Genomic DNA, 21,642 nt, shown 5'->3' with positions numbered 1-21,642 from the left:
TAGCGGCGCGCGTGGTAAGCTGGTCAAACCGCGTGATCGAGTAAAGAGCCGCCCGCCGCTGCGGGCCCCTTCTTCTGGTAAGTCGGCGGTTTACGGCCGCCGGTAGCGACAATCTCGACCATTTGCGAGAGGTGCAGCAGCGTCCGCTGCACGAGCACCCAGTTGGCGAGGCTGTGGTGCTGCACCAACCGTGCGCGTTGCTGTGCCGAGCGCAGCGCCGGCCTCAGCCTCGCGGCACCTTCCAGCGAAGCCGCCAGCATGCGCAGGTCGGCCTTTGGCTTGCCTTGGCCGCCGGCCTCGGCGAGCAACTCAGCGCGGCGTTCTTGGCAGTCGCTCAACCGCTGCGTGAGTTTTTCTTCTTCCGGCTGCAGCGCTACCAGCCCGACCCGATCCGAAGCCATGAGCATCGCTCGCTTCTTAGCTAGCAGCGCTAGCAAGTCCGTCTGCACGCCGGACAGCTCCTCGAGCAAACCCGAGAGCAAGCGTTCCCAGTCAGCGTCGGATCGCTCATGCCGGGGGGCCGGGGCAATGTCGTTGGCAGCGGGCATGAGTAGCGACCGAGCTAAGTGAGCGTAAAGTTGAGCCGAACCAAAAGAGATTGATCAGTAGCGACGGAGGGCATTCAACTGATCGAGCGGAGCGCTGGGCGTAGCTTCGGCCAGCAGCCGTGCTTGGCCAGGGAACTGCTGTTCAAAGAGCGCTTCGCTGATCGAGGCCCCCTGCCCTTCGGCCAGATTCGTGGCCATCTGCGCATCGAGGCGTGATTGAAAGTGCTTCTCGGCCGATCCGCCGTGGAAGTAGGCCGGCTCGCCCACGCTCTCACGCATCACCTTGAGCATCGTCCCAAAGAGCGTCTCGCCGACAAACTGGCCGAAGGTTTCCTTCAGCTCGCGTGCCTCGGTAACGGGGTCGGCCGGCTTGAGGCCCTGCTGGAAGGTGATCGAGGAGAGGGGGCTCATCTTATTCGCATCCGTTCGAGTGAGTCGGTTCTGCCAATTGGCGGCTGAGCGGCAAGCGGGGGCTACAGAATGATCAGCTTGGCGTGCAACTTGCCGGCCTTTGCCAGGGCCCGGATGATGTCGATCTTGTCGTCCGCTGAGACTTTCAGGTTCGACAGCGCTTCAAGCAGGCGATCCAGCTTGGGCCGGGTTGTCTGACCATCGGCGATCGCCATGAAAGACGTGGCGGATTGCGTATCAACGGTCAGGTTGCGGTGCGTGTAGAGCACGTCACCGATCGCGACGTCGCCATCGACAACGATGCTGCCCGTGCGGGTGTTGACCACCACCCGCGCTTCGGGTTCGGCAAAGATGATGCGTGTATCCATGAGGTCGCCGATGAAGGTCACCTCGGCCCCGTGCGAGGTTGTCGTGCGACGGCTTTCCTTGGGGATCTGCACGCGGATGTTCGCGGCGTCGAGCGCCTGGACGTAGCGATGCACGTCTTCGCGGGCGTCGCGCATGTAGTCTTCTGAGTAGCTCGTGCCGAGCTGCTCGGCGACTTCCATCGCGACATAGAAGCCAGCGTGATTAGGGTCCAGGACGAAGGTCACCCAGCCGTCTTCGGAAACGTAACTCGTGGTCACATCGCGAACCATCTGGCAACCACCGATGACGTGACCGACCATCGGCTGTCCGGCCATGTCGAGCTGAATCGGTCCTTCGCAAACGGCGTAGACCGTGTTGTCTTGTGTGTTGGGCCCCTGCAGAGACGCAAAGGCCAGCCGCCCGCCCAGCAGGCTCTTGCCGCTGAGCGCGCTGACGTGGCAATCCAGCTTATCGCCGCTGCGGGCACCGGTTGCGGGAACGGTCGCGGTGACGATCACGCTCACCGCGTTCTTCACGTTCCGCAGCGCTTGCTGGGTCGCGTCATCAAAGCGACCCGTCTGCGAGATCGGGTTGCCCATCAGCTCCAATGATCGGGCCAGAGCCCGCATGGTCGCCGGATCGTTCTGGGCACCGGTGCCGTTGAGTCCAACGACCAAGCCGGGGCCGCGCAGCACGTTCTCTTCCTGTCCCTTGATGCGCGCGATGTCGCGCAAGCGAATGTCGTTCTGCCCAGCGGCAACGCCGGCGAGGACGGTCATTAGAAGTGTTGTGAGCGCGGTGAGCTTGATGCCGTGCATGATCAGAACGCCTTGGTCTTGCCGTACCAGCGAGAGAGCCAGCCGCGTGAGTAACCGTCACGCACCGCTCCCTCTTCGTACTTACGGATGTTCAGGTCCGTGATCGCGTTGTCACGGATCGTTAGGTCGGGGCCAATCTGCTGCCGCGGAGCCGTTCCCATCAGGTACGTGACCCACACTTCTTCGTTGACTTCGATCGAGCGACGCCCCTCGATAACGAGGTTTCCGTTAGGGCGGATATCGACCACTTTGCAGGCAATCGGAAACGTGAGAGCCTCGCGCTGTTCGATCGACGAATCGGCCCGATACTGGCTGTTGAGCGTGCCGGCAATCGTTGGATCGCCGCGCCGCTGGGCCGCCGGGAAGATGCTCTTGCCGTCAAACGCGATCCAGTCCGTGAGGACACTGCTAAAGGCACCGATCTTGGTGGATTCGCCGTTGCCCTCGCTCTGCATGACCGAGCGGTAGTCGACCAGCACCGTGATGATGCTCTCCACTTTCAGCGGTTGGTTCATCGCCTCGGGCGGCAGCGCCTGGTACATGAACGAGCTGTTCTGCAGGGTCGCACCGTTCGCGGATTGTGTCGGGCGTACTAGCAGCAGGCTCGAATCCTGCGCGGCGGCCACCGCCACAATCGCCTGCGCGATCAGCACGCCTGCCATCAACGTGAAGCGGTTCATTGCCATCCTCCAAGGCGGTCACCCGCCGTTAGTCGCTCATCGGGACCGGCTCCGAGTATGGCGAGTCGACCGGGGCCAACCACGCGGGCATCGAGCCGTTGCCGATCTTCGATTTCGACCGCCACGAAGTCGCCTTTGCGACCATCGTTGCGAGCGATACCACGCACGCTGACCGTGATTCCCACCACCCCGCTGCTGACCGTCACCGGTTCGCCGCGGCGCACCAGGAGAGGGCCGACGCAGTTGTTAGGGCTCAAGGGCTCATCAGCACGCAGGCTTCGCTGGGCCTCGAGCCCAACGACCTGATCGAGTGCGGTAAAGGCGTCGGCGGGGGCGGGGCGGACGCTGGCATCTTCCGGAAGCAGCACGACATTCGCCGCCGTCAGCAACCCGCCTCGTGGCACGGAGCTGAGCGTATAAATAACCAGACGCACTTCGCGAAAAGTCACGGGCAGTGTCGCGGCGGCGTTTGCCGTACGGAAAGTTACCGCCACCGGCACATCAGGTCCGATGCTGTCCGCGGCGGGCAGTGTCGGTTGGGCACCGGCAAGATCCAGCAGCATCTGGTCGGGCAGGCCCGTCGTATCGATCGATTCGGCACGAACTGTCGGCGGCACCCCCGCGGCGGTCGCCACTTGGTTGACCGCGGTGAGCATCGCGGCATAACGCTCGCGGCGTTCGCGGGGCGAGACCCGCACCGGCGAACCGGAGGTCTTCTGTTTGCTAGCCTGCGCCGCCGGACGAAAACCGGTTGCCGGTCTTGAAGCGGTGGTCGAGCGAGGTGTGGGACGCCACTGGCCGGCTTCGGTGGGGCGCGCCTCAACGGCAAACGGCTGGGCGGGAGCGGCGGGGCCATACACCTGCGTGACGATCGCTCCTTGAAAGCGATGAGCGCTGAGGGCCTCGCCGCTAGCCTGCAGCAGCTCGCGGGTGGCTTGCGCCCGTACGTGTAGCGACTCGCCGGGCGAGGGGATCGGCATCAGCGGCAGCAGACGCAACCGCTCGCGCTCGGTCGCATCGTTCGTCTCGATCTGGGCGATGTCTCCCAGACGAACGATCGAAGCCAATGGGCGGGCTACGTCGCGGAAGACGATATCCGCCGCACCGGAGCCGGAACCGGTCAGCAGGATCGACAACAAGAAGGCGAGCAAACAGAACACGAGAACCACAACACGGGGGAAGAACGAGGATTAACGCGACGCTAGAAACTCAGGGACTAGCGACGCAGGTTGGCGATCAGCTCCATCACCTCGTCGCCCGCCCGCACGACCTGCGAGTTCAGCTCGAAGCTGCGCTGCGTGTTGATCAGGTCGATCAACTCGGTTGTCGGATCCACGTTCGACGCTTCGAGCGATCCCTGACGAATCAGGCCCACGCCAAGCTGCCCCGGCAAACTCTGCACGGCGTTGCCGGAGGCTTCCGTGGGACGGAACAGGTTGTCGCCCATCTTCAGCAAGCCGTCGGGGTTGATGAAGGTTGTTAGCTGAAGCTGTCCGAGCTGGGTGTACTCAGGATTCTCGCTCGTGCTGAACGAGATCGAGCCATCGGCCGTCACCAGCACACCAGTAGCATTCGGCGGGATCGTGATATTGGGTTGCAAACGGAAGCCGGTGTGGGCCGACCCGAGCACCAGCTCGCCGTTGGCGTTGAGTCCAAAATTGCCGGCGCGAGTGTAAAGCTGCTCGCCGTTGAGGCCCTGAACCTCAAAGAACCCGTCCCCCTCGATCGCAAAATCGAGCTGGTTGCCGGTCTGCTGGAACGAGCCCTGATCGAAGTCGCTCTGGGTGCTCGAAACCCGCACGCCCAGGCCCACCTCGATGCCGGTGGGGGTGATGTTGCTGTCAGCGTCAGTCGAACCAGGAAGCCGTTCTTGGCGATAGAACAGGTCCTCAAAGTTGGCTCGGTCTTTCTTGAAGCCGGTGGTGCTGGTGTTCGCCAGATTATTGGCGATCACGTCCAGCTTGGTCTCCATGGCGTGCATGCCGGTCGCGGCGGTGTACAGCGATTGGAGGCTCATGGCGTCGTCGGGGGGTAGAAAGGAATTGTTCGTTGGGGGGGAAGCAAGCGGGCTGAGAGCGGTTACGCGCTCAGCACGCGACCGATCAAGGATCCGGTCGCTTCGTCTTGGTGGCGGATCATTTGCGTGTTGGCTTCGAAGGCGCGCTGGGTCTCGATCATGGCCATCATCTGCTGGGTCGCGTTCGAGCGCGACATTTCGAGCCAGCCGGCACGCACCTCGCGGCCTTCGGTCGGAACCGGCACGGTCGGCGTGCGCGAGCGGAAGGCGTTCGAGCCCACCTTGGTCAGGTCCCCCAGTGAAGCGGGCATCTCGAGTGCGAGCGGAATCCGATTCGATCCTTGCTGCAACGCGCCGTCGGCCGTGATCTCCCAAGGCTGATCGGGCGTGACCTCGATCAGTCCGCCCCCCGTATCGAGCATCGGGCGGCCCGTGCCGGACGAGACCAAACGATTCTGGGCGTCAATAATCATCGATCCTGCGCGGGTCAGCAGCGGTTCGCCCTGTTCGCCCTGCACGACAAAGAACCCCTCGCCGATGATCGCAACGTCGCCCCGGTCGCCGGTGCGTTGGAGTTGCCCCGCGGAGTAGTCGGTACGGGTCTCGATGGTTTTGACACCGCCACCCTGGTCATTGAGCGTGCGCGAGTAGGGCGGAACCTTGCCCTGCTGAATCGCCTCGGCGTAGCGCGACTGAAACACGGCGACGTCCGGCTTGAAGCCGACCGTATCGACGTTGGCGATGTTGTTCGCGATAACTTGCAGCCGCTTCGATTGGGCCTGAGCGCCCTCGGCGGCGAGGTACATGCCGTACGACATGGTTCCGTTCTTTGCTAGCAGGTTGCCCCCCTGCTTGCGAAACCCCTCTATGCACGCGGCGCGCCAAACGGGCCGTGAACCGAGAAACTGCCCTAAACGAAGAACCTCGTGCCGCTCTTGCGAGGTCGCGCGCGACCGCATCGGCAATCAACGCCGGTTACCGCTTTGCTCGATCGGCAAGAACTGCCGCTCGACGGATCGGCCGATCTGACCGCTAGCGTGCGCGCAGCAGATCGGCGGCCCCCTGGGCGAGCAGGTCCTCAGCGACCGCCCTTCCCAGCGCGACGGCCTGAGCGGGGGTCGCACACTCGGCGGCACTTTGGGCGTCGAGCCGGCGCTGGCCGTCTTCACGGAACACGCCCACGGTCAAACACAGAGCAGCCCCCTCGAGCCGGGCCCAAGCCCCCAGCGCGGCCAAACAGCCCCCTTCGAGCCGGGCCAGCGCGCTGCGCTCCGCTAGCACCGCAAGATGCGTGATCGGATCGTTCAGCGGCGTTAGGACGGTCTGTGTGGCGGTGTCGGCGGCGCGGCACTCGATGCCCAGGGCCCCCTGACCCGGTGCCGGCAGCATCTCGGCGGGGGACAGTCGGCAAGCAATCCGATCGCTCAATCCCAGCCGGTGCAGGCCCGCTTCGGCCAACAAGATGGCGTCGTAATCGCCGGCATCTAGCTTCGCGAGGCGCGTCTCGACGTTGCCGCGGAGGTCGCCCACTTGCAGGTCGGGTCGGGCGTTCAGCAGCTGCGCGCGGCGACGGTAGCTGCCCGTACCAACTAGCGCGCCGGCGGGCAGCTCGGCGAGCGAAGCGGCGTGGTGCGCAATGAGGGCATCGGCCAGCGGCGCGCGGGGCGGGGTCGCTACGACCTCCAACCCCGGCACGGGCGTCGTGGGCAGGTCTTTCAGGCTGTGCACTGCAAAGTCGATCCGCTCGTCGAGCAACGCCTCTTGGATCGCTTTGGTGAAGACGCCCACCATGCCGATCGTCTCGATCGGTCCCACTTGGCGGACGTCGCCCGCGGTGCGAACCTCGACGATCTGGACGGCAACGCCGGCGTCCGAGAGTTGCTTGGCAACCCATTCGGCCTGCCAGCGCGCAAGCTTGCTGCCGCGGGACCCCAACCGGAGCGGAGCAGTCGTGGTTGTCGGTTGCGTCATTTCCCTTGCGCTATCAGCGCCCCGTCCCTGAGGTTTTGCTTAGCGGGGCTAAGCGTCGTCGGCTGTGCCACTAGCCGGGTGGCCGTGCTGAGAGATTCCGCCGCTCGGCAAGCCGTTCGATCCGGCGCTCGATCCGCTTGTGCGGACCTCTAACACAGGCTTGGGGCTAAGCCCCCCCTCGGCCGTCTGAGCGCGGTTGCTTACCCAGCGCGTGATCTGGTGGGCTGGCACCACCACGCCACAGCTCACAATAAACTGGAAGGCTTGGTCGATCGTCAGATTTAGATCGACCGACTCGCTCTTCTTGATGGTGATCGTGAAGCCCGTGAACGGCATGGGCGACGTGGGGATAAGCACGCTGAGCACCGGTTCATTGGCCGCGCTCTCAATATCAAGGAGGCTTTCGCCCGTGCAGAAGGCCACGGTCCAGATCCCTTTGCGGGGGTACTCAACCGCCACGACGCGTGAGATATCGAGGTCGCCATCGGTGAACAAGAAGTCGGTCACCTGCTTGACCGACGAATAGACGTTGCTCACGAGCGGAACGCGGTTGATGAGCCGTTCGGTCCGATTCCAGAAGAAGTTGCCGATGCCGGCCGCCAGAAATTTGCCCAGCAGATACAGCAGCAGCAGGAAGACCGACAAGAAGATCGGCACCACGATCCACGGTTGCAAGAACCGCTCATCGACATAGCGCCGGAGATACTCGCGGGCGCTGTCGGGCTGCGGGTCTTTCCGCTTGAGCGAGTTCTCGACCTCGGAGTAAACCGTGTCTGAAACAAACAGCCCGTCGGGGGCTCGGCGCCAGAGCGTTTGGTTATCGTCCGAGACCGCGGCCCCGTCCTCGGCAGGAGGTGTCTTGAAGTCGGCGGCAGCCCGAACGCCAAAAGCGTACTCCACCAAGACGTAGCGGACCGTGTCTTCGAGCGGCGTGAGCACATACCGGGCGACGGTGCTGCCAACCCACAAGAAGATGACAATCGTCAGCAGCGGTGGCAGCAAGACGCCAAGCCCGCGCAAGACGGCCCGTCGGAACGGGTCGAGCGGCGAGGGGGGGGGCGATTCGGGCAGCGGCGCGGTGGCGGCCATGACAGGCGCAGTCCCGGCTAACGGGGGGGCGGAGCGGATTGCTTCAGTAAGTGAGGCCCGCCTTGGCCGATCAAGCCTGCAAGACCCGGAGGAAAACCCGCCGGTCCGCGGAGCCGCCTTGCTCCGTCATTCTTCGCAATCGGCTCCGGTTATCAACCGGCAACAGAGAGCTTACCCAGACGGACCTGCTTCGCGACGCCTCAGCCGGGCGCAACTCGCCGAGCCGCGACAACCGCCACGACCCGCGCGGCACCAGCCCCCCGCAAAGCCTGCGCGGCAGCTGAGCAGCTCGATCCGGTCGTCAGCACGTCATCAACCAGCAAGACTGTTCTCCCCGTTAGAGCCGCACCGGACCGAACCGCAAAGGCGCCGCGCACGTTCGCCGCCCGGCTGCTGGGGGCCACCGCCGTCTGCTGCCGAGTCGCCCGCCGCCGCCAGAGGACCGGCGTCGCCCTCGTTGCGAGCCCCTCGGCCAGCCCCTCAGCCAGGCACTCGGCCGAATTGATCCGCCGATTCAGGCGTCGACGCCAATGCATGGGCAGCGGCACGACCAGGGGCGAAAGCTCCCCGGGCCACCGCTCGCGTACGCTTCCCGCGAGCAATCTCCCCAGCCCCCGTGCCGCCGCGGCACCCTGCGGATGCTTGGCTTCCAGCAGTAGCTGTCGCAGCACACCCCGGTAAACGCCCCGAGCTACCACCGATTCAAAGGCCCATCGCTCGTCGCGGCAAACCGGGCAGTCTTGCGCGGCAGGGATCCCGACAGTCTCTGCCGCCAGGGGCGTTGCACAGCGAAGACAGACGCGGAGACTCGGGGGAACGAGTTCGGCTCGACAGGCTTCGCACCAATCAATGCGGGCGTGGCTTTCTTCTTGTAGTTGCCCGCAAGCCAAGCAGCGGGGCGGCGCTATTAAGTCCAGCAGGGCACCGCTGACACCGCGCACGACGAGCGAAGCCCCCCCGCGTATCCGCCGGGCAACAACCGGCAGCCAAATCTGGGGAACACGAGCTGACAAGATAACGACACTCTTGACGGGCCAGATTGGGGGTCTGCTAGCACACCGCCTTCTCTCCGCAGCGATGCGGCTGATTCTCCGCAGCGGCGTAGCTGGCGTTACCGCTAGCATAGTTACCCGCGCCCGCCGAAACCGTGTTGACCCCGCGGCGGGTGCGGCGGGACACTCTGCCGCCCGACCGCTCGCCCGTTCGGTGGACACCCCCTCCGCCTTTGTCCGATTGGCTCACGCCCTGCCCTATGTGCACGATCGATCGTTACCTGCTCCGGCAGTACGTGCAGATTTTCTTGATCTGCTTCGTGAGCCTTGCCGGCCTGTATATGGTGATCGATGCGTTCGGACGGCTCGACGACTTTTCGCGGGCCGGGGGTTCGTTTCAAGACGCCTTTGTCGCGGCCGCAAAATACTACGGGCTGCAATCCCTTAACTTCTTCAATCGCACGAGCGGCATCTTGGCGATGATCGCCGCGATGTTCACGGTCACTTGGATCCAACGCCATAACGAGCTGACAGCGCTGATGGCGGCGGGGCTGCCCCGTTTGCGGGTGCTGCGGCCCGTGTTGCTGGCGACGGCGGTCGTCGCGGTGGGAGCCGCTGCGGTGCGCGAGATCGTCATCCCTCCGCTGCGGCACGAGCTTTCGCTCGATTCGAAAGACCTCGCCGGCGAACAGACCGTCCCGTTGAAACCGCGCTACGACATCGCCACCGGCATCTTGATCGGCGGAGACTACGCGGTCCCCGCGCGGCGCGTGCTGCTGAACCCGAGCTTCATGCTGCCGCCCAAGCTTTCGGCCCAGTACGGCCGGCGGGTGGTGGGGAGCGAAGCGGCTTACATCGCCCGCGAAGGCGAACGCCCGCCTGGCTACTTGGTCAAAGGGGTCACGCAACCCAAGGGAATCGCTCTGCAGGCCTCGCTGCGCGGTGAGAACAACGAGCCCCTGATTGTTACGCCCCGCGACGCCGCCTGGCTCGGGAAGGACGAGGCGTTTGTGGTGACCGGCGTCTCGTTCGAGTTGCTCTCGGCGGGGGCCCAGTGGCGCGACCTCGCCTCAACCGCAGAGATCGCCCGAGAGCTTGCCAGCCCGAGCACCGAGCTGGGTCCCGACGTGCGTGTAGCGGTGCATGCCCGACTGGTACAGCCGCTGGCCGACATGACGCTGCTGTTGCTCGGGTTGCCGCTGGTGGTGTCGCGCAACGCCGCGAGCCCGTTCCTGGCGATCGGGCTCAGCGTGGCCGTGGTCGCGGCGTTCTTCCTGGTGACCCTCGGCGGGCAGGCGCTCGGCGCGGGCGGATGGCTCCAACCGTCGATGGCGGCCTGGCTTCCGCTGCTGGTGTTCGGCCCGATCGCGGCGGCCCAATTCGAAAGTTTGCGACAATAACCCGAGGACGCCATCGCCCGGGCTGACTATGCTCGCATTCTTTCTGCGCGGCGTAGGCGTCGCGCCTGCGACTTTCCACTTTTATAAGGGTGGTCCCGGTGAGATTGCTTGTCCCCTCCTTCATCCGCTTGATGGCGAGTTGCCGAGTTGTCCTTGCCGCAGCCGCCTTGTCGGCCGCCGCACCATCGGCAGTCGCACCATTGGCAATCGCTTCGGAAGCGGCTGTCGTTTCAGAGGCAAAGCAGCCACCTGTGGCGGAGCGCGTGGTGCTCGGAATCGATGTCCTCCAACGCGAAGACTATCGGCTGCTGCGGGGCAAGCGTGTCGGGCTGATCACCAACCACACGGGGCTCGATTCGGCGGGGCACTCCACCGCCGACCTCTTCCATAACGCCGAACAGGTAGAACTCGTACGGCTGTTTGGGCCCGAGCACGGCATTCGGGGCGAACTCGATCAAGCCCAGATCGCCGACGGCGTTGACGAACCGACCGGCCTGCCGGTGGTGAGCCTGTACGGTCCCCGGCGACAGCCGGAACCCGAGCATCTGGCGGGGCTCGACGTGCTGGTGTTCGACATCCAAGACATCGGCTGTCGTTTCTACACCTACATCTCAACCATGAAGCTGGCGATGGAAGCGGCCTCGCAAGCCGGCATCGACTTCGTGGTGCTCGACCGACCCAACCCGATCGACGGGGTGACGATCGAAGGGCCGATGCTCGACGCCGACGCCGAGTCGTTCGTCGCGTGTCACTCTTTGCCGCTGCGACACGGCATGACGACCGGCGAACTGGCACAGCTGATCGTCGCCGACGCTCAAGCGGCGGGCCCCACGGAAAACCCACTCGCCAACGTTAAGCTGACCGTGGTGCGCTGCGAAGGCTGGCGTCGCAACGAGACGTGGGAAGCAACCGGACTGGTCTGGACGGACCCGTCGCCCAACATGCGGCGTCTGTCGCAGGCGCTGCTGTATCCGGGCGTCGGGTTTTTGGAAACGACCAACGTTTCGGTAGGTCGTGGCACGGATACGCCCTTCGAACGGTTCGGTGCCCCGTGGATCGACCCCGCGGAATTCGCCGCGGCCCTCAACGCCGAGCAAACGCCCGGCGTGCGCTTCGTGCCCCGCTGGTTTACCCCCACGAGCAGCAAGTTCGCGGGCGAGCGTTGCGGCGGGGTCGATTTGATCCTGATCGACACCCCGTCGCTAGACGCTGTCCAGGGGGGGCTCGCCATGGCGCGCACCCTCGCACTGCTCTACCCCAACGAGTGGGAGCATGCGTCGCTAAAACGGCTGCTAGCTTGCGAGACCCTCCACCAAGCGATCGTCCGGGGCGCTCCGCTCGACGAGCTTTGTCGGATCAGCCGAGAGGGCCTCGACGCGTTTGCGGCCCGCCGCCAGCGGGCCCTGCTCTATCCGTAGCACTGAATCCGTAGCGCTGAGGTTTTGTCGCTAGCTGACGTCGTACCCGGCCGTGCGATTCCCCTGCCTGCTTTGCTTGGGCCCCTGCGTACTTGGGCCCCTGCGTACTTGGGCCCCTGCTTTGATTGGGCCCCTGCGTTGATTGGGTCGTAGTCGCTGGCGGGGATGGCACTTTTTGGTCAGAATGACGCATCCCTTTACCGCGACCCCGGTTCTCCGTTCGGTCGCGTTCGATTTGCCTGGAGACTTTTGCCGTGCCGCAACGCCCGTCGCACCCCCTTTCGCCCGCCGCCGAAGATCGTCTGAACGCCTATCGGCGCCGATCGAATGCCGCGACGAAAATGGCTCCCGCGCGGGGAACAAAGTCGTGGGGCGCGTACGCCGCGGCGACCGGAGCGGCCATGGCCGGTGCACACACGGCCGAGGCCGCGATCGTCCACGTTACGCCCGCCGATCCGCTGCGGGCCGTCGCGGCGACCACCAACGCATCGCAAAGTCGAAACTTGGCCCTCGATATCGACTTCGATGGGGCCATCGACCTGAATCTGTTCGTGGGAACCTACTCGGCACAAACGCCTTTCACCTCGAACGGCACTCCTTACGTCTTTGATGGCGATATCGGCGTGGCGCTCGGTTCGGGCCCGGGCGTGATGGCCGGCTGGCAGATCGCGCCGGGTAATATGGGCTCGAACCTCGCCCAGATGCTCTCCTCGGGCAGCAACATCTCTGCAGGGCAAAGCTTCAACGCCAACGCGCTCTTGGCTTCGTTCGCCGTTGGCGACATTCAGACCAGCAATGGATCGAGTGTTTCGGCATCGGTTGGCTTTGGGTACGGCGAGTTTCCGGTTGGCGGCACCGGAGTGGCGGGGTTCCGCTTCCAGAAAGAGGGGGCGACCCACTACGGCTGGATCCGGGTGCGCATCGAGGCCAACGAGAAGGGTTTGCCCGCGGTGGTCGAAGCCCTCGAATGGGCTTACGAAGACGAAGCCGGCAAAGCGATCCGGGCGGGCCTTGTTCCCGAACCGGCCGGTTTGGCGTTGCTCGCCGCGGGCGCTGCGGGTGTCGCGGCTCTGCGCCGCCGTCAGGCTTGATCCATGTCACCGTCAAGCTTGACCCGTGCCGCCGTCAGGCTTGATGGGTGAAGCCTCTCGCTGCTGCGGGGGATAAGGACCCGGGCCGTGTCTTCAATGAGTGCGACGCCTCTTGCTAAGGGAGCCCGATGAGCCAACCCCGCCGGCGTGTGCTGCTTGTTGGCTGGGATGCCGCGGATTGGAAGGTGATCCATCCGCTGATGGACGCGGGGCAGATGCCCACCCTCGAGCGGCTTGTCTCGGGCGGAGCCATGGCGAACCTCGCCACGCTCCACCCGGTGCTCTCGCCAACCCTGTGGACTTCAATCGCCACCGGCAAGCGGCCTTTCAAGCACGGCATCCACGGCTTCACCGAGCCCACGCCTGACGGGCAGGGGGTGCAGCCCATCACCAACCTGTCCCGCACCAGCAAAGCGCTGTGGAATCTGCTCGGGCAAGAGGGCAAACGGAGCGTGGTAGTGGGGTGGTGGCCGTCACACCCCGCCGAGCCGATCCACGGCGTGATGGTCTCGAATCACTTTCAGCGGGCCCTCGGCCCGCCCGAGGTGCCTTGGCCCCCGCCACCGCACAGCGTCCACCCGGCGGCGCTCACCGAGTCGCTCGCCGCGCTGCGGATCAACCCCAACGACCTGCCCGCCGACGCCATCAGCGCTTTCGTGCCGCGCGCCGCGGAGATCGATCAACAGCGCGATCAGCGATTGGGCGCGTGCGCTAAGACACTGGCCGAAGCGGCGAGCGTTCACAGCGTTGCGACGCATCTTTTGGCAAGCCAAGAATGGGACTTCGCCGCGATCTACTACGACGCGATCGACCACTTCTGCCACGGGTTCATGAAGTATCACCCGCCCCGTCAGGAGCACATCAACCAGCGCGACTTCGAGCTCTACGGTGGGGTGGTGAACGCCGCTTATCGGTTTCATGACATGCTGCTCGCCCGCCTTATCGAGATCGCGGGGCCCGACACAACCGTACTGTTGATGTCGGATCATGGTTTTCATCCGGATCACTTGCGTCCGCGCATCATTCCCGCCGAACCGGCCGGGCCGGCGATCGAGCATCGCGACTTCGGAGTGTTCGTCCTGAACGGTCCGGGGATCCGTTCGGACGCCCTGCTGCACGGACTGAACCTACTCGATATCGCCCCGACAGTGCTCACGCTGTTCGGGCTTCCGATCGGAGAGGACATGGATGGCAGTGTGGCGTACGACGCGTGGATCGAACCGCCACCAATCACCACAATCCCCACGTGGGAAGCGCGCCATGAGGTTAAGCCGGGCGGAACCATGGGGCTGCACCCACCCGAGCGGCGGCTGGACGCGGCCGAATCGCAAGCCGCACTTCAGCAGATGATTGAACTGGGCTACATCGAACCGCTGGGCGATGACCAGCAACTGGCGGTGCGGCGGACGGTGCGGGAGCTGCGTTACAACCTGGCCCGCGCGTACATGGACGACAGCCGCCACGCCGAGGCCGCTGCGATCCTCACCGAGCTATTTGCGGAATGGCCGAGCGAGCATCGGTTTGGCATACAGCTAGCCATGTGCTTCCGTGCGCTCGATCGGATCACCGACCTGCGGGCCGTGACGGAAGATCTCGCGACCCGGCGGCGTGCCGAGGCCGAGGCGGCATCCGCACAGCTACAGCAAGCGCTGCTCGCGCTCCGCAACGACCGCCGCGAGAAACTCGCGGCCGGCGAATCGCCTCCCCGCCTGAAACCAGCGGCGCGCCTCGGTTTGCGGCGCCTGCGGAGTCTGGCCCGCTACAGTCCCGCCGCGATCGATTATCTGCGGGGCTATGCGCTGGCGGCCGAGGGCAAGGTCGAGGAAGCGGTCCGACAGCTTCGCTCTGCCGAATCACATCCCGCCGCCCAGGCCGGGCTGAGCCTGCAAATCGGACAAACCTATTTGCAAATGCGCCGCACGTCTGAGGCGTGGCGTTGCTTCCGGCGGGCCCATCGGATCGATCCCGACAACGCGCACGCGCTGCTTGGCATGGCCCAATGCGCGTTGCGCCGCGGCCGCACCGATCGGGCGATCGACGACGCGCTCGAGTCGTTGGCGCGTCGGTACAACAATCCGCTCGCGCACTTCACGCTCGCCCGAGCGCTCGCTCGGCGCGGGCAACCAGCGGACGCGATCGAAGCGGCGAAGCGGGCCCTGGAATTCAATCCTAACTTTGCCGCCGCTCATACGCTGCTCGCCCACCTGCTCAGCGAAACCGAAGAAGCGGCGGCGGCAGATCATCGCGCAACGGCGGATGCGATCCGGGCCGCAAAGCGATCCGCTCGGCTGCGGCGTGCCAGCTCTCCAGAACAAGCCTGGCAACCGCCCCACGCGCAACCCCCGGCACCTCTGCAGGCACGCCCTCACGCAGCACCGCCCGAACCCACCTCTCAAGATCCGCCTGGAACCAGGATGACGCACCCCCCTACAGAGCCGATCACGATTGTCACCGGCCTGCCGCGGTCCGGCACCTCGATGATGATGCAGATGCTGGCCGCGGCGGGGCTGCCGGCGTTTGTGGATGGCGTGCGAACCCAAGATGAAGACAACCCGCACGGCTACTACGAGCACGAGGCAATCAAGCGGACCGCCCGCGACCCGGGCTGGGTGCATGAAGCGGCAGGCAAAGTAGCCAAAGTCGTCGCACCGTTGCTGCCCCACCTCCCCCCCAACCTGCCTTATCGCGTAATCCTTGTTGAGCGTGACCTCGATGAGGTGCTGGCTTCGCAGCAGAAGATGCTCGCTCGCCAGGGGGCCACCGGAGCGGCGCTCACACCGGACCGATTGCGAGCCGTCTTCCTCGCGCAGTTGGCTCGCACTCGCGAGTGGATGGCTGCTAACGCGGCAGAGAGCTCGCTGACGATCAGCTTCTTTGAGGCGCACACCGACCCCCACGCAACGGCAGCGCGCGTCGCCGAGTTCCTCGGCTGCGCCGAACGCGCACCCATCATCGCCCAAGCGATCGATGGCCGACTGCACCGCAACCGGGCTGACCGTTAGCGCACGCTCCCAATCGCCGTCTGGTCATTTTCGGCGTCCTTACTCGCGGCCACGATCGCGATGGGGAGCAGCGCTGACGCGCCATGTCCGAGGGGCAGCACTAGCGATTACCGCCCCGTAGTCGGGTGGCGGCGGCGCGGGCGAGAAACTGGGGATTGCCCAGCACATAGCGACGCCACAGCCGACCGGGATCGGCCACCAGCCGTGCGGCCCACTCGTGGCCGATCCGCCGCAACCACTCAGGCCCCCGTGCCTGCTCGCCCGCGAAGTAGTCAAATGTGGCACCCAACGGCCAGACCACAGGGGCCTCGATCCGGTCTCGATGCGTCAGCGTCCAGCGCTCTTGGAGCGGGCTACCCATGCCGATCAGCACCACATCCGGACGCTCTTCGGCAATCTGGCACAGCAACGATTCGGTGACGGCTTGATCCAAGTAGCCGTGATGCACGCTGACGGGGCCCAGCGGACCGTGCGAGGCGGTGATCTGCTCGACAGCCCGTTCGACCACGCCTGGCTTGCCGGCGACTACAAAGGTGCGCAGCGGTGGCACGCCTGCGGCAGGCCTGGCAAGGCGCTGGAGCAGTTCCGGCAGCCAATCCGCGGCCGTCATCCGCGGCGGCTCGGGAAGTCCCTGCACGCGCGCCCCCCAACCGATCCCTTTACCGTCGCAGTACACCAGATCGCACAGGTCGTTCAGGTAGCGCCTCAGCAGCTCGTCGCGCGCGGCAAGGTTTGCCACATGCACGTTCAAATAACCAACGGTGCGTTTGCGGCCCTCCGCGCGCCCCGCCAGCGCAGCGGCCACTACGTAGTCAAACAGCCCCTGGCGATCAACCGGATCCAGCGCTAAGCCGGTTACCAGGCAACGCGGCGGCAGCGGCGGTAAGCCGGGCTGGGTTGTTGATGGCTGGCTCATCGGCCATGGCCTCCCGCGGCGGGCAGAGTTTGCGCCCACGCCATCAACTGTTCGGCTTGCTTGAGTCGGTTGAACTCATCGGGTAGGCCGGCAAAGGCGTGCCGTGCTAAGTCGGCTGAGGCAAGGTAACGCTCCAGGGCATTCTCGATCGCGGGTTGATCGTCTTGGTCGGCGACCAGGGCATCGGGGATGTGGTCGCAAGCCAGCCGCACGGTTGCCGATTCATGCGGACCGAGGATCAAGACCGGTCGCCGCACCGCGGCGCAGTCGAACAGCTTGATCTTGATGTCTTGCGTTTCGGGGCCCGTGTGGACGAGCAGCAAGTCGGCTTGCCGTGTCGCGTGGAGCGACTTTTCGTAGGGCTTCCAGCCGTGCAGAACGATCTCCAAGCGGTGCGGATCGGGCGAGGGTGGAACGGGCTCGATCACCCGCCCCGCAAGTTCAAAGCGGAACCGGCGGTTGCGTCGCTGCGCCACCCCCACCAGCGCCGCCAGCAGGGCATCGAGCCGATGGTTCTGCCACAGCGTGCCGCTAAACAGCAGATTCACCGGCTCATCGGCCGAGCGCTCGGCGGGAGGAGGCAGAGGCAGGGGTTCTTCGAGAATCGCTTCTACGCCGGTCGGGTCAAAGCCGTTGGGCATCCACCGCCACTTGGCACCGTCATGGGTGTTCCAGAAGTCGGCAGCAAAGTAGCCGGCATGCCGCGCGCGGATCTTGGTCAGTGTTTTGGGGCTGACGACGGTTAGCCCGTCGGCCCGGCGCAAAACGAGGCGTTCGAGGTGCCGATTGTATGCACGGTATGCCGCGTTGGGGTGGGGGAAGAAGACCGGGTGAAACCAATCGTCGCGGAAGTCAGCGATCCATGTGAGGCGCTTGCCGAGGCGCTGCTTGAGCGCTGCTCCCACCAGATGGACGCTGTTGTAGGGGCTCGACGTGAGCACCAGCGTGGGGCCGTCGTGGCGCTGGATCGCTTGGCGCGCCGCGCGGGCCAGCGGACCGTTGGCCTGGCGGCGTTGGTCGGGCAGCAGCAGCCAGGGGCGCAGCCGGGCCGCCAAGCCCCGCTTCTCGGCCGCGGTTGTTGATTCCGCCTTGGTCGCGGGCCCGCTCCGCGCAAGACGGGCCACATCAACGATGCGCGGCGTCAGCACCGTCGCAGGACCAACGTAACGCTCTTCCGGCTGATAGTAGGGATCGCGCGGATGAGCGGCGGGGGTCACAACCGTGACCGCATGACCGGCAGCCGTAAAGCCGTTCACCCATCCGAGCATGCGTCGCGCACCAGGCCCGCCGATGGGCGGGAAGTAGTGCGTCACAAGGACCGTGTGCATCGGGCAGGAGCCGGGGCAACTGGCGGCGGGGGGGTCATCATGGCAGGCAGCAACCTGCCGGGGGCTGGCTCTCCAGCATGGTCGGCGAGGAGCCAACCCGCAAATCGGATGACCAGCCGCCTCAGATCGACTCGATGTGCAGACCGCGACTGCGTCGCTCGGTGCGGCGGGCGTCGTCGATCAGGTCGGCAACCTCACGGACGCGGTCGATTCCCGGCAGGATGAGCTCGGGGCTCGTCCGATCGCTCGACGAGACGACAATCGTCCCCACGCCCAGGGCGCGTTCGATCGGGCCCTGCCGATAGGTGACGTCGTCCACGTCGATAAGCTCCACGCGATCGACCGTTCGCCACAGAAGCCCCGATTCATGGACCAGCCGCTGATCGCTAAGGGTGTAATGGACACTCAGCCGGCGATACCAGTAGAAACCGGCCGTTAAGAGCCAGCCCAGGGCGATCAGCAACAGCGTGATACCCCAGCCCTTTCCGCCCAGGCCCATCATTAGCGCGACCACGAGCGTAACGAGCGTCGCGATCGCACCGCCAAACCAGGCCCCAATCATCGCCTTGGGCGAGTAGGAGCCGGTCCACAGAGAAGATTCCTCGATGCTGCCCCCCTGTCGGCTACGGGCCAATTCGGTGAAGCGGCTCTTGGGATCGCCTGCGGAACCGCTGGCCGAGGGGTCCGGGTCCGCTGAGGGATCACGGTCGGTCGAGCGAGGGGGGGGTGTCGGCTCGTTCATCGGGCGATAGCGGCGCCAGCAGCGGCCGTGGCTCGGGGGCGAGGGAATCAGTATTAAGCGGGGCGGGACCTGATCGATCCCTCGTCGGGCGTGAACCCGTTATACCCGGGGCGGCCCCAGGCGTGAGCACACTTCGTTGCAGAACCCCCCCTCTTGCCGCTCCGCTCAAGAAAAATGGCCGCCCGGCGAAGAAAATCGAGGACAAAGATTAAGCCGGGGGATCCGCTGGGCGAGACGCCCGGCGGCGGTGTATAAAGCGGCCATGCGTTGCCCCTTCTGCCGCCACGATAACGACCGCGTGATCGACTCACGCGCCAGCAACGACGGCACGTCGATTCGGCGGCGCCGCGAGTGTTTGCACTGCAATCGGCGGTACACCACCTACGAGCGGCCCGAAGAGACCACCATCAAGGTCGTCAAGAAGGACGGTTCGCGGGCCCCGTTCTCGCGCGAGAAGATCCAGCGCGGGCTCGAACGCGCCTGCTGGAAACGCTCGATCACCAGTCGGCAGGTCGAGAAGGCGGTTGACGCGATCGAGAACGATGTCTACCAAAACTACGAGACCGAGATCGAGAGCCGCGACCTCGGGCTGCTGGTTATGGAGCATCTAAAGGAGCTGGACGAAGTGGCGTTTGTTCGGTTTGCGAGCGTCTACCGGCAGTTCAACGACGCCCAGGACTTCTTCGAGGAACTGCGGCCGATGCTCGACCGGACCCTGAAGACACCGCGTTGATCGGCCGGGCGATCGTGCGATTATTTCAGCACCCAGCGTTCTAGCCGCGGAACTGCTGATCCGCCCCGGCGTCTGAAACCTGCCTAGCGTCGGTGCGCTCGGTACCGCTTCCCGCGCTAACCAACCTGTCCGACCCCCGACCACTCGGCATGGCGAATAAAAAAACTCGTACAAGCAATCGGGCCTCCGATGCGCCGGCAACCACAGCCGCACTGAACGCCACGACCCCGCCTCAAAAGCACCCCAGTGCACGGTTCGGCCGCGAGACGGTCGATGCTCTGGTGATTGCGTTCGCAATGGCGTTCTTGATCCGCACGTTTCAAGCGGAGCAATTCGTGATCCCGACGGGGTCCATGGCTCCCACGCTGATGGGTGCCCACAAGGATGTTCACTGTGCCGTATGTGGCCAGCGTTACCGGATCAACGGCAGCACCCAGAATGCGGTCGCCGAACAAGCGACCGCACAGCTGCAAGCCCGTCAGATCAGCGCTGCCGACGCCAAGCAAGTGGTGCTCGCCAACGAATGCGTTGCGGGCGCATGCCCCAACTGTCGCTACGTGATGCCGCTCGATGAACGCGGCTTGGAGCGTTTCGTGTCTGCCGGGGCCGAGGCAAGCGCCTCGAATCTCGACTACCCGGGCGATCGGCTGGTGGTGAACAAGTACGCCTACTCGTTCGGTGACCCCCAACGCTGGGACGTCATCGTCTTTAAGTACCCGGGCAACGCGACCCGCAACTACATCAAGCGGCTTGTGGGCCTGCCGGGCGAAGAGCTGCGAGTGTTCCAGGGAGACCTCTACACCCGCCCCACGGGGGCGTCCGAGCCCTTCTCGATCGCTTCCAAGCCCGCCACGACCGTACTGGCGATGCGTCAGCTTGTTCACGACACTGATCACGACCCCGCGGTTTTGTTCCAGGCAGGATGGCCGCTGCGTTGGCAAGGCGAAGGCGCTTGGAAAGTTGATGTCGAGCCCGCCGGAAAAGTCGTCAACCAGCGCTATCGCCTCGGCTCGGCTGCCAGTCAGACGCAGTGGCTCCGCTACTGTCACACGCTGCCGACCGAACCGGTATGGGATCGCGTGCTCGGCGCACCCGAGAAAAAATTGGGAGCGGTGCCCGAGGCCTCTCTGATTACTGACTTCACGCCCTACAACACCGAAGTAAGCCGAAAAGAGGTTGCCCTTCGGCAGGCGTTCACGCTGTCGCCCGTGGTGGGGGAGCAGCGTATCGATATCGGCAAGCTTGGTCGCCTGGGGGTTCACTGGGTCGGCGACCTGCTGGTCGAAGCCGAGGTAACGGTCGACAAACTCGCCGAGGGAGCCGCCGAGTCCGAATTCACCCTCGAACTTGTCGAGGCCGGAACGCACTACCAGACGGTGATCGATCTGCGTACGGGCACAGCACAAGTCGTGCGACGGGGCTTCGAGTCGGAGACGATCGAACCGATCGCGACAGCCACGACACCGATCCAAGGCACGGGGAGTTGGTCGTTGCGCATGGCGAACTTCGACGACCGGATCCGCTTGTGGGTTGATGGCACAGAGATCGACTTGGACGGGGCGTATGACCAGAACGCCGCGCTCGACGAACGATCTCAACGGTTGCCCCGCACCAGTGAGGACGATCGGGGCGACCTCGCTCCCGCGGCGGTCGGCGGGCGTGGTGCCGAGCTAACGATCCCGCGGCTGGCTATCTGGCGAGACATCTACTATCTGGCCGACAGCGATAAGACCAACACGCCCGGGATCGTGACCGACCTGGACCTGGAGGGGGTCGCGGACGATCTGGTGGCCCGCAATGATCGGCGTGGCTGGCCCGCGGCGCTGATCGATCTGGCCCGCCAGCCCGAAGACTGGCTGCTGCTAGCAAATCGCCGGCACGTTGAGTTCTCGCTCGCGGAAGACCAGCTCTTCGTCATGGGCGACAACAGCGGGTACAGCCTCGACGCCCGGCTGTGGGCCGGGGGCAATGGCCCGGACGGCGGCACCCCGGGCGGATCGTATCTGGAAAGTCGGCTGCTAATCGGCAAGGCGACCTGGGTCTATTGGCCCCGGGCTTGGTATACCTTGCCCACCGGCGTGTCGGGCGTACGGATCCCCGTGGTGCCCAACTTTCCCGACATGCGCTTGGTGCGCTAG

At 65.1% G+C, this 21,642-nt stretch carries 19 protein-coding genes; 6 read left to right on the top strand and 13 right to left on the bottom strand.

Going from position 1 to position 21,642, the window contains the following annotated elements; translation table 11 throughout:
• Nucleotides 1–23 precede the first annotated feature (23 nt).
• The 10 genes from Pla111_RS13050 to Pla111_RS13005 form a co-directional block, all read right to left on the bottom strand.
• Complete coding sequence (locus tag Pla111_RS13050; RefSeq protein ID WP_146574889.1) at nucleotides 24–548, bottom strand: flagellar protein FlgN; 525 nt, start codon at nucleotides 546–548, stop codon at nucleotides 24–26.
• A gap of 54 nt (nucleotides 549–602) precedes the next feature.
• Nucleotides 603–959 (bottom strand): rod-binding protein, encoded by a 357-nt coding sequence (locus Pla111_RS13045; RefSeq protein ID WP_146574888.1) that lies wholly within the window; start codon nucleotides 957–959, stop codon nucleotides 603–605.
• Between the two features lie 62 nt (nucleotides 960–1,021).
• Nucleotides 1,022–2,125 carry a flagellar basal body P-ring protein FlgI gene (locus tag Pla111_RS13040; protein ID WP_146574887.1) on the bottom strand — a complete coding sequence of 368 codons (1,104 nt, stop codon included), beginning with the start codon at nucleotides 2,123–2,125 and terminating at the stop codon, nucleotides 1,022–1,024.
• Between the two features lie 2 nt (nucleotides 2,126–2,127).
• Complete coding sequence (locus Pla111_RS13035; protein WP_197525020.1) at nucleotides 2,128–2,805, bottom strand: flagellar basal body L-ring protein FlgH; 678 nt, start codon at nucleotides 2,803–2,805, stop codon at nucleotides 2,128–2,130.
• Complete coding sequence (gene flgA / locus Pla111_RS13030; RefSeq protein ID WP_146574885.1) at nucleotides 2,802–3,965, bottom strand: flagellar basal body P-ring formation chaperone FlgA; 1,164 nt, start codon at nucleotides 3,963–3,965, stop codon at nucleotides 2,802–2,804. Before flgA ends, Pla111_RS13035 begins: the two co-directional genes overlap by 4 nt.
• Before the next feature lie 56 nt (nucleotides 3,966–4,021).
• Nucleotides 4,022–4,822 (bottom strand): flagellar basal-body rod protein FlgG, encoded by an 801-nt coding sequence (gene flgG, locus Pla111_RS13025; protein ID WP_146574884.1) that lies wholly within the window; start codon nucleotides 4,820–4,822, stop codon nucleotides 4,022–4,024.
• A gap of 62 nt (nucleotides 4,823–4,884) precedes the next feature.
• Nucleotides 4,885–5,781 carry a flagellar hook-basal body protein gene (locus Pla111_RS13020; protein ID WP_146574883.1) on the bottom strand — a complete coding sequence of 299 codons (897 nt, stop codon included), beginning with the start codon at nucleotides 5,779–5,781 and terminating at the stop codon, nucleotides 4,885–4,887.
• A 73-nt stretch (nucleotides 5,782–5,854) separates the two neighbouring features.
• Nucleotides 5,855–6,793: a hydroxymethylbilane synthase gene (gene hemC, locus Pla111_RS13015; protein WP_146574882.1), complete on the bottom strand. Its 939-nt coding sequence runs from the start codon at nucleotides 6,791–6,793 to the stop codon at nucleotides 5,855–5,857.
• A 48-nt stretch (nucleotides 6,794–6,841) separates the two neighbouring features.
• A complete protein-coding gene (locus tag Pla111_RS13010) occupies nucleotides 6,842–7,882 on the bottom strand; it encodes a DUF502 domain-containing protein (protein WP_146574881.1) in 1,041 nt (346 codons plus the stop codon).
• A gap of 200 nt (nucleotides 7,883–8,082) precedes the next feature.
• Entirely contained in the window at nucleotides 8,083–8,895 is an 813-nt protein-coding gene (locus tag Pla111_RS13005) for a ComF family protein (RefSeq protein WP_197525019.1), read from the bottom strand.
• Between the two features lie 239 nt (nucleotides 8,896–9,134).
• Between Pla111_RS13005 and Pla111_RS13000 the strand changes: the two genes are divergently transcribed.
• From Pla111_RS13000 to Pla111_RS12985, 4 genes are all read left to right on the top strand, one after another.
• Nucleotides 9,135–10,274 (top strand): LptF/LptG family permease, encoded by a 1,140-nt coding sequence (locus tag Pla111_RS13000; protein WP_146574879.1) that lies wholly within the window; start codon nucleotides 9,135–9,137, stop codon nucleotides 10,272–10,274.
• Between the two features lie 98 nt (nucleotides 10,275–10,372).
• Nucleotides 10,373–11,692 (top strand): exo-beta-N-acetylmuramidase NamZ family protein, encoded by a 1,320-nt coding sequence (locus Pla111_RS12995; RefSeq protein ID WP_231931021.1) that lies wholly within the window; start codon nucleotides 10,373–10,375, stop codon nucleotides 11,690–11,692.
• Between the two features lie 254 nt (nucleotides 11,693–11,946).
• Nucleotides 11,947–12,783, top strand: a complete 837-nt coding sequence (locus Pla111_RS12990) for a PEP-CTERM sorting domain-containing protein (protein ID WP_146574878.1) — start codon at nucleotides 11,947–11,949, stop codon at nucleotides 12,781–12,783.
• A gap of 128 nt (nucleotides 12,784–12,911) precedes the next feature.
• Nucleotides 12,912–15,785 carry an alkaline phosphatase family protein gene (locus tag Pla111_RS12985; protein ID WP_146574877.1) on the top strand — a complete coding sequence of 958 codons (2,874 nt, stop codon included), beginning with the start codon at nucleotides 12,912–12,914 and terminating at the stop codon, nucleotides 15,783–15,785.
• A gap of 100 nt (nucleotides 15,786–15,885) precedes the next feature.
• On the opposite strand, the gene Pla111_RS12980 is transcribed toward Pla111_RS12985, so the two are convergent.
• The 3 genes from Pla111_RS12980 to Pla111_RS12970 all read right to left on the bottom strand — a co-directional run bounded on the left by Pla111_RS12980 (nucleotide 15,886) and on the right by Pla111_RS12970 (nucleotide 18,771).
• Nucleotides 15,886–16,701, bottom strand: coding sequence for a WecB/TagA/CpsF family glycosyltransferase (locus Pla111_RS12980; RefSeq protein ID WP_146574876.1), 816 nt, complete (start codon nucleotides 16,699–16,701; stop codon nucleotides 15,886–15,888).
• Nucleotides 16,698–18,029 (bottom strand): glycosyltransferase, encoded by a 1,332-nt coding sequence (locus Pla111_RS12975; protein ID WP_146574875.1) that lies wholly within the window; start codon nucleotides 18,027–18,029, stop codon nucleotides 16,698–16,700. The genes Pla111_RS12980 and Pla111_RS12975 overlap by 4 nt, the downstream gene beginning before the upstream one ends.
• A 121-nt stretch (nucleotides 18,030–18,150) precedes the next feature.
• A complete protein-coding gene (locus Pla111_RS12970; RefSeq protein WP_146574874.1) occupies nucleotides 18,151–18,771 on the bottom strand; it encodes a PH domain-containing protein in 621 nt (206 codons plus the stop codon).
• A 262-nt stretch (nucleotides 18,772–19,033) separates the two neighbouring features.
• On the opposite strand from Pla111_RS12970, the gene nrdR reads away from it, so the two are divergent.
• On the top strand, nucleotides 19,034–19,504 hold the full coding sequence (nrdR, locus tag Pla111_RS12965; RefSeq protein ID WP_146574873.1) for a transcriptional regulator NrdR: 471 nt from the start codon (nucleotides 19,034–19,036) through the stop codon (nucleotides 19,502–19,504).
• Nucleotides 19,505–19,653: 149 nt separating this feature from the next.
• A complete protein-coding gene (lepB, locus tag Pla111_RS12960; protein ID WP_197525018.1) occupies nucleotides 19,654–21,642 on the top strand; it encodes a signal peptidase I in 1,989 nt (662 codons plus the stop codon).

Origin of the sequence: Botrimarina hoheduenensis (genome assembly GCF_007859815.1) — a bacterium.
GTDB classification, from domain to species: domain Bacteria; phylum Planctomycetota; class Planctomycetia; order Pirellulales; family Lacipirellulaceae; genus Botrimarina; species Botrimarina hoheduenensis.
Note: the sequence above shows the minus strand (reverse complement) of the source record. Positions and strands in the feature narration are given on the sequence as shown.

Bases quoted from the DNA above. Each gene is read 5' to 3' on its own strand.
- Pla111_RS13050 (WP_146574889.1), bottom strand. From the start codon at position 548: ATGCCCGCTGCCAACGACATTGCCCCGGCCCCCCGGCATGAGCGATCC.
- Pla111_RS13045 (WP_146574888.1), bottom strand. From the start codon at position 959: ATGAGCCCCCTCTCCTCGATCACCTTCCAGCAGGGCCTCAAGCCGGCC.
- Pla111_RS13040 (WP_146574887.1), bottom strand. From the start codon at position 2,125: ATGCACGGCATCAAGCTCACCGCGCTCACAACACTTCTAATGACCGTC.
- Pla111_RS13035 (WP_197525020.1), bottom strand. From the start codon at position 2,805: ATGAACCGCTTCACGTTGATGGCAGGCGTGCTGATCGCGCAGGCGATT.
- flgG (WP_146574884.1), bottom strand. From the start codon at position 4,822: ATGAGCCTCCAATCGCTGTACACCGCCGCGACCGGCATGCACGCCATG.
- Pla111_RS13020 (WP_146574883.1), bottom strand. From the start codon at position 5,781: ATGCGGTCGCGCGCGACCTCGCAAGAGCGGCACGAGGTTCTTCGTTTA.
- hemC (WP_146574882.1), bottom strand. From the start codon at position 6,793: ATGACGCAACCGACAACCACGACTGCTCCGCTCCGGTTGGGGTCCCGC.
- Pla111_RS13010 (WP_146574881.1), bottom strand. From the start codon at position 7,882: ATGGCCGCCACCGCGCCGCTGCCCGAATCGCCCCCCCCCTCGCCGCTC.
- Pla111_RS13000 (WP_146574879.1), top strand. From the start codon at position 9,135: ATGTGCACGATCGATCGTTACCTGCTCCGGCAGTACGTGCAGATTTTC.
- Pla111_RS12985 (WP_146574877.1), top strand. From the start codon at position 12,912: ATGAGCCAACCCCGCCGGCGTGTGCTGCTTGTTGGCTGGGATGCCGCG.
- Pla111_RS12980 (WP_146574876.1), bottom strand. From the start codon at position 16,701: ATGAGCCAGCCATCAACAACCCAGCCCGGCTTACCGCCGCTGCCGCCG.
- Pla111_RS12975 (WP_146574875.1), bottom strand. From the start codon at position 18,029: ATGCACACGGTCCTTGTGACGCACTACTTCCCGCCCATCGGCGGGCCT.
- Pla111_RS12970 (WP_146574874.1), bottom strand. From the start codon at position 18,771: ATGAACGAGCCGACACCCCCCCCTCGCTCGACCGACCGTGATCCCTCA.
- nrdR (WP_146574873.1), top strand. From the start codon at position 19,034: ATGCGTTGCCCCTTCTGCCGCCACGATAACGACCGCGTGATCGACTCA.
- lepB (WP_197525018.1), top strand. From the start codon at position 19,654: ATGGCGAATAAAAAAACTCGTACAAGCAATCGGGCCTCCGATGCGCCG.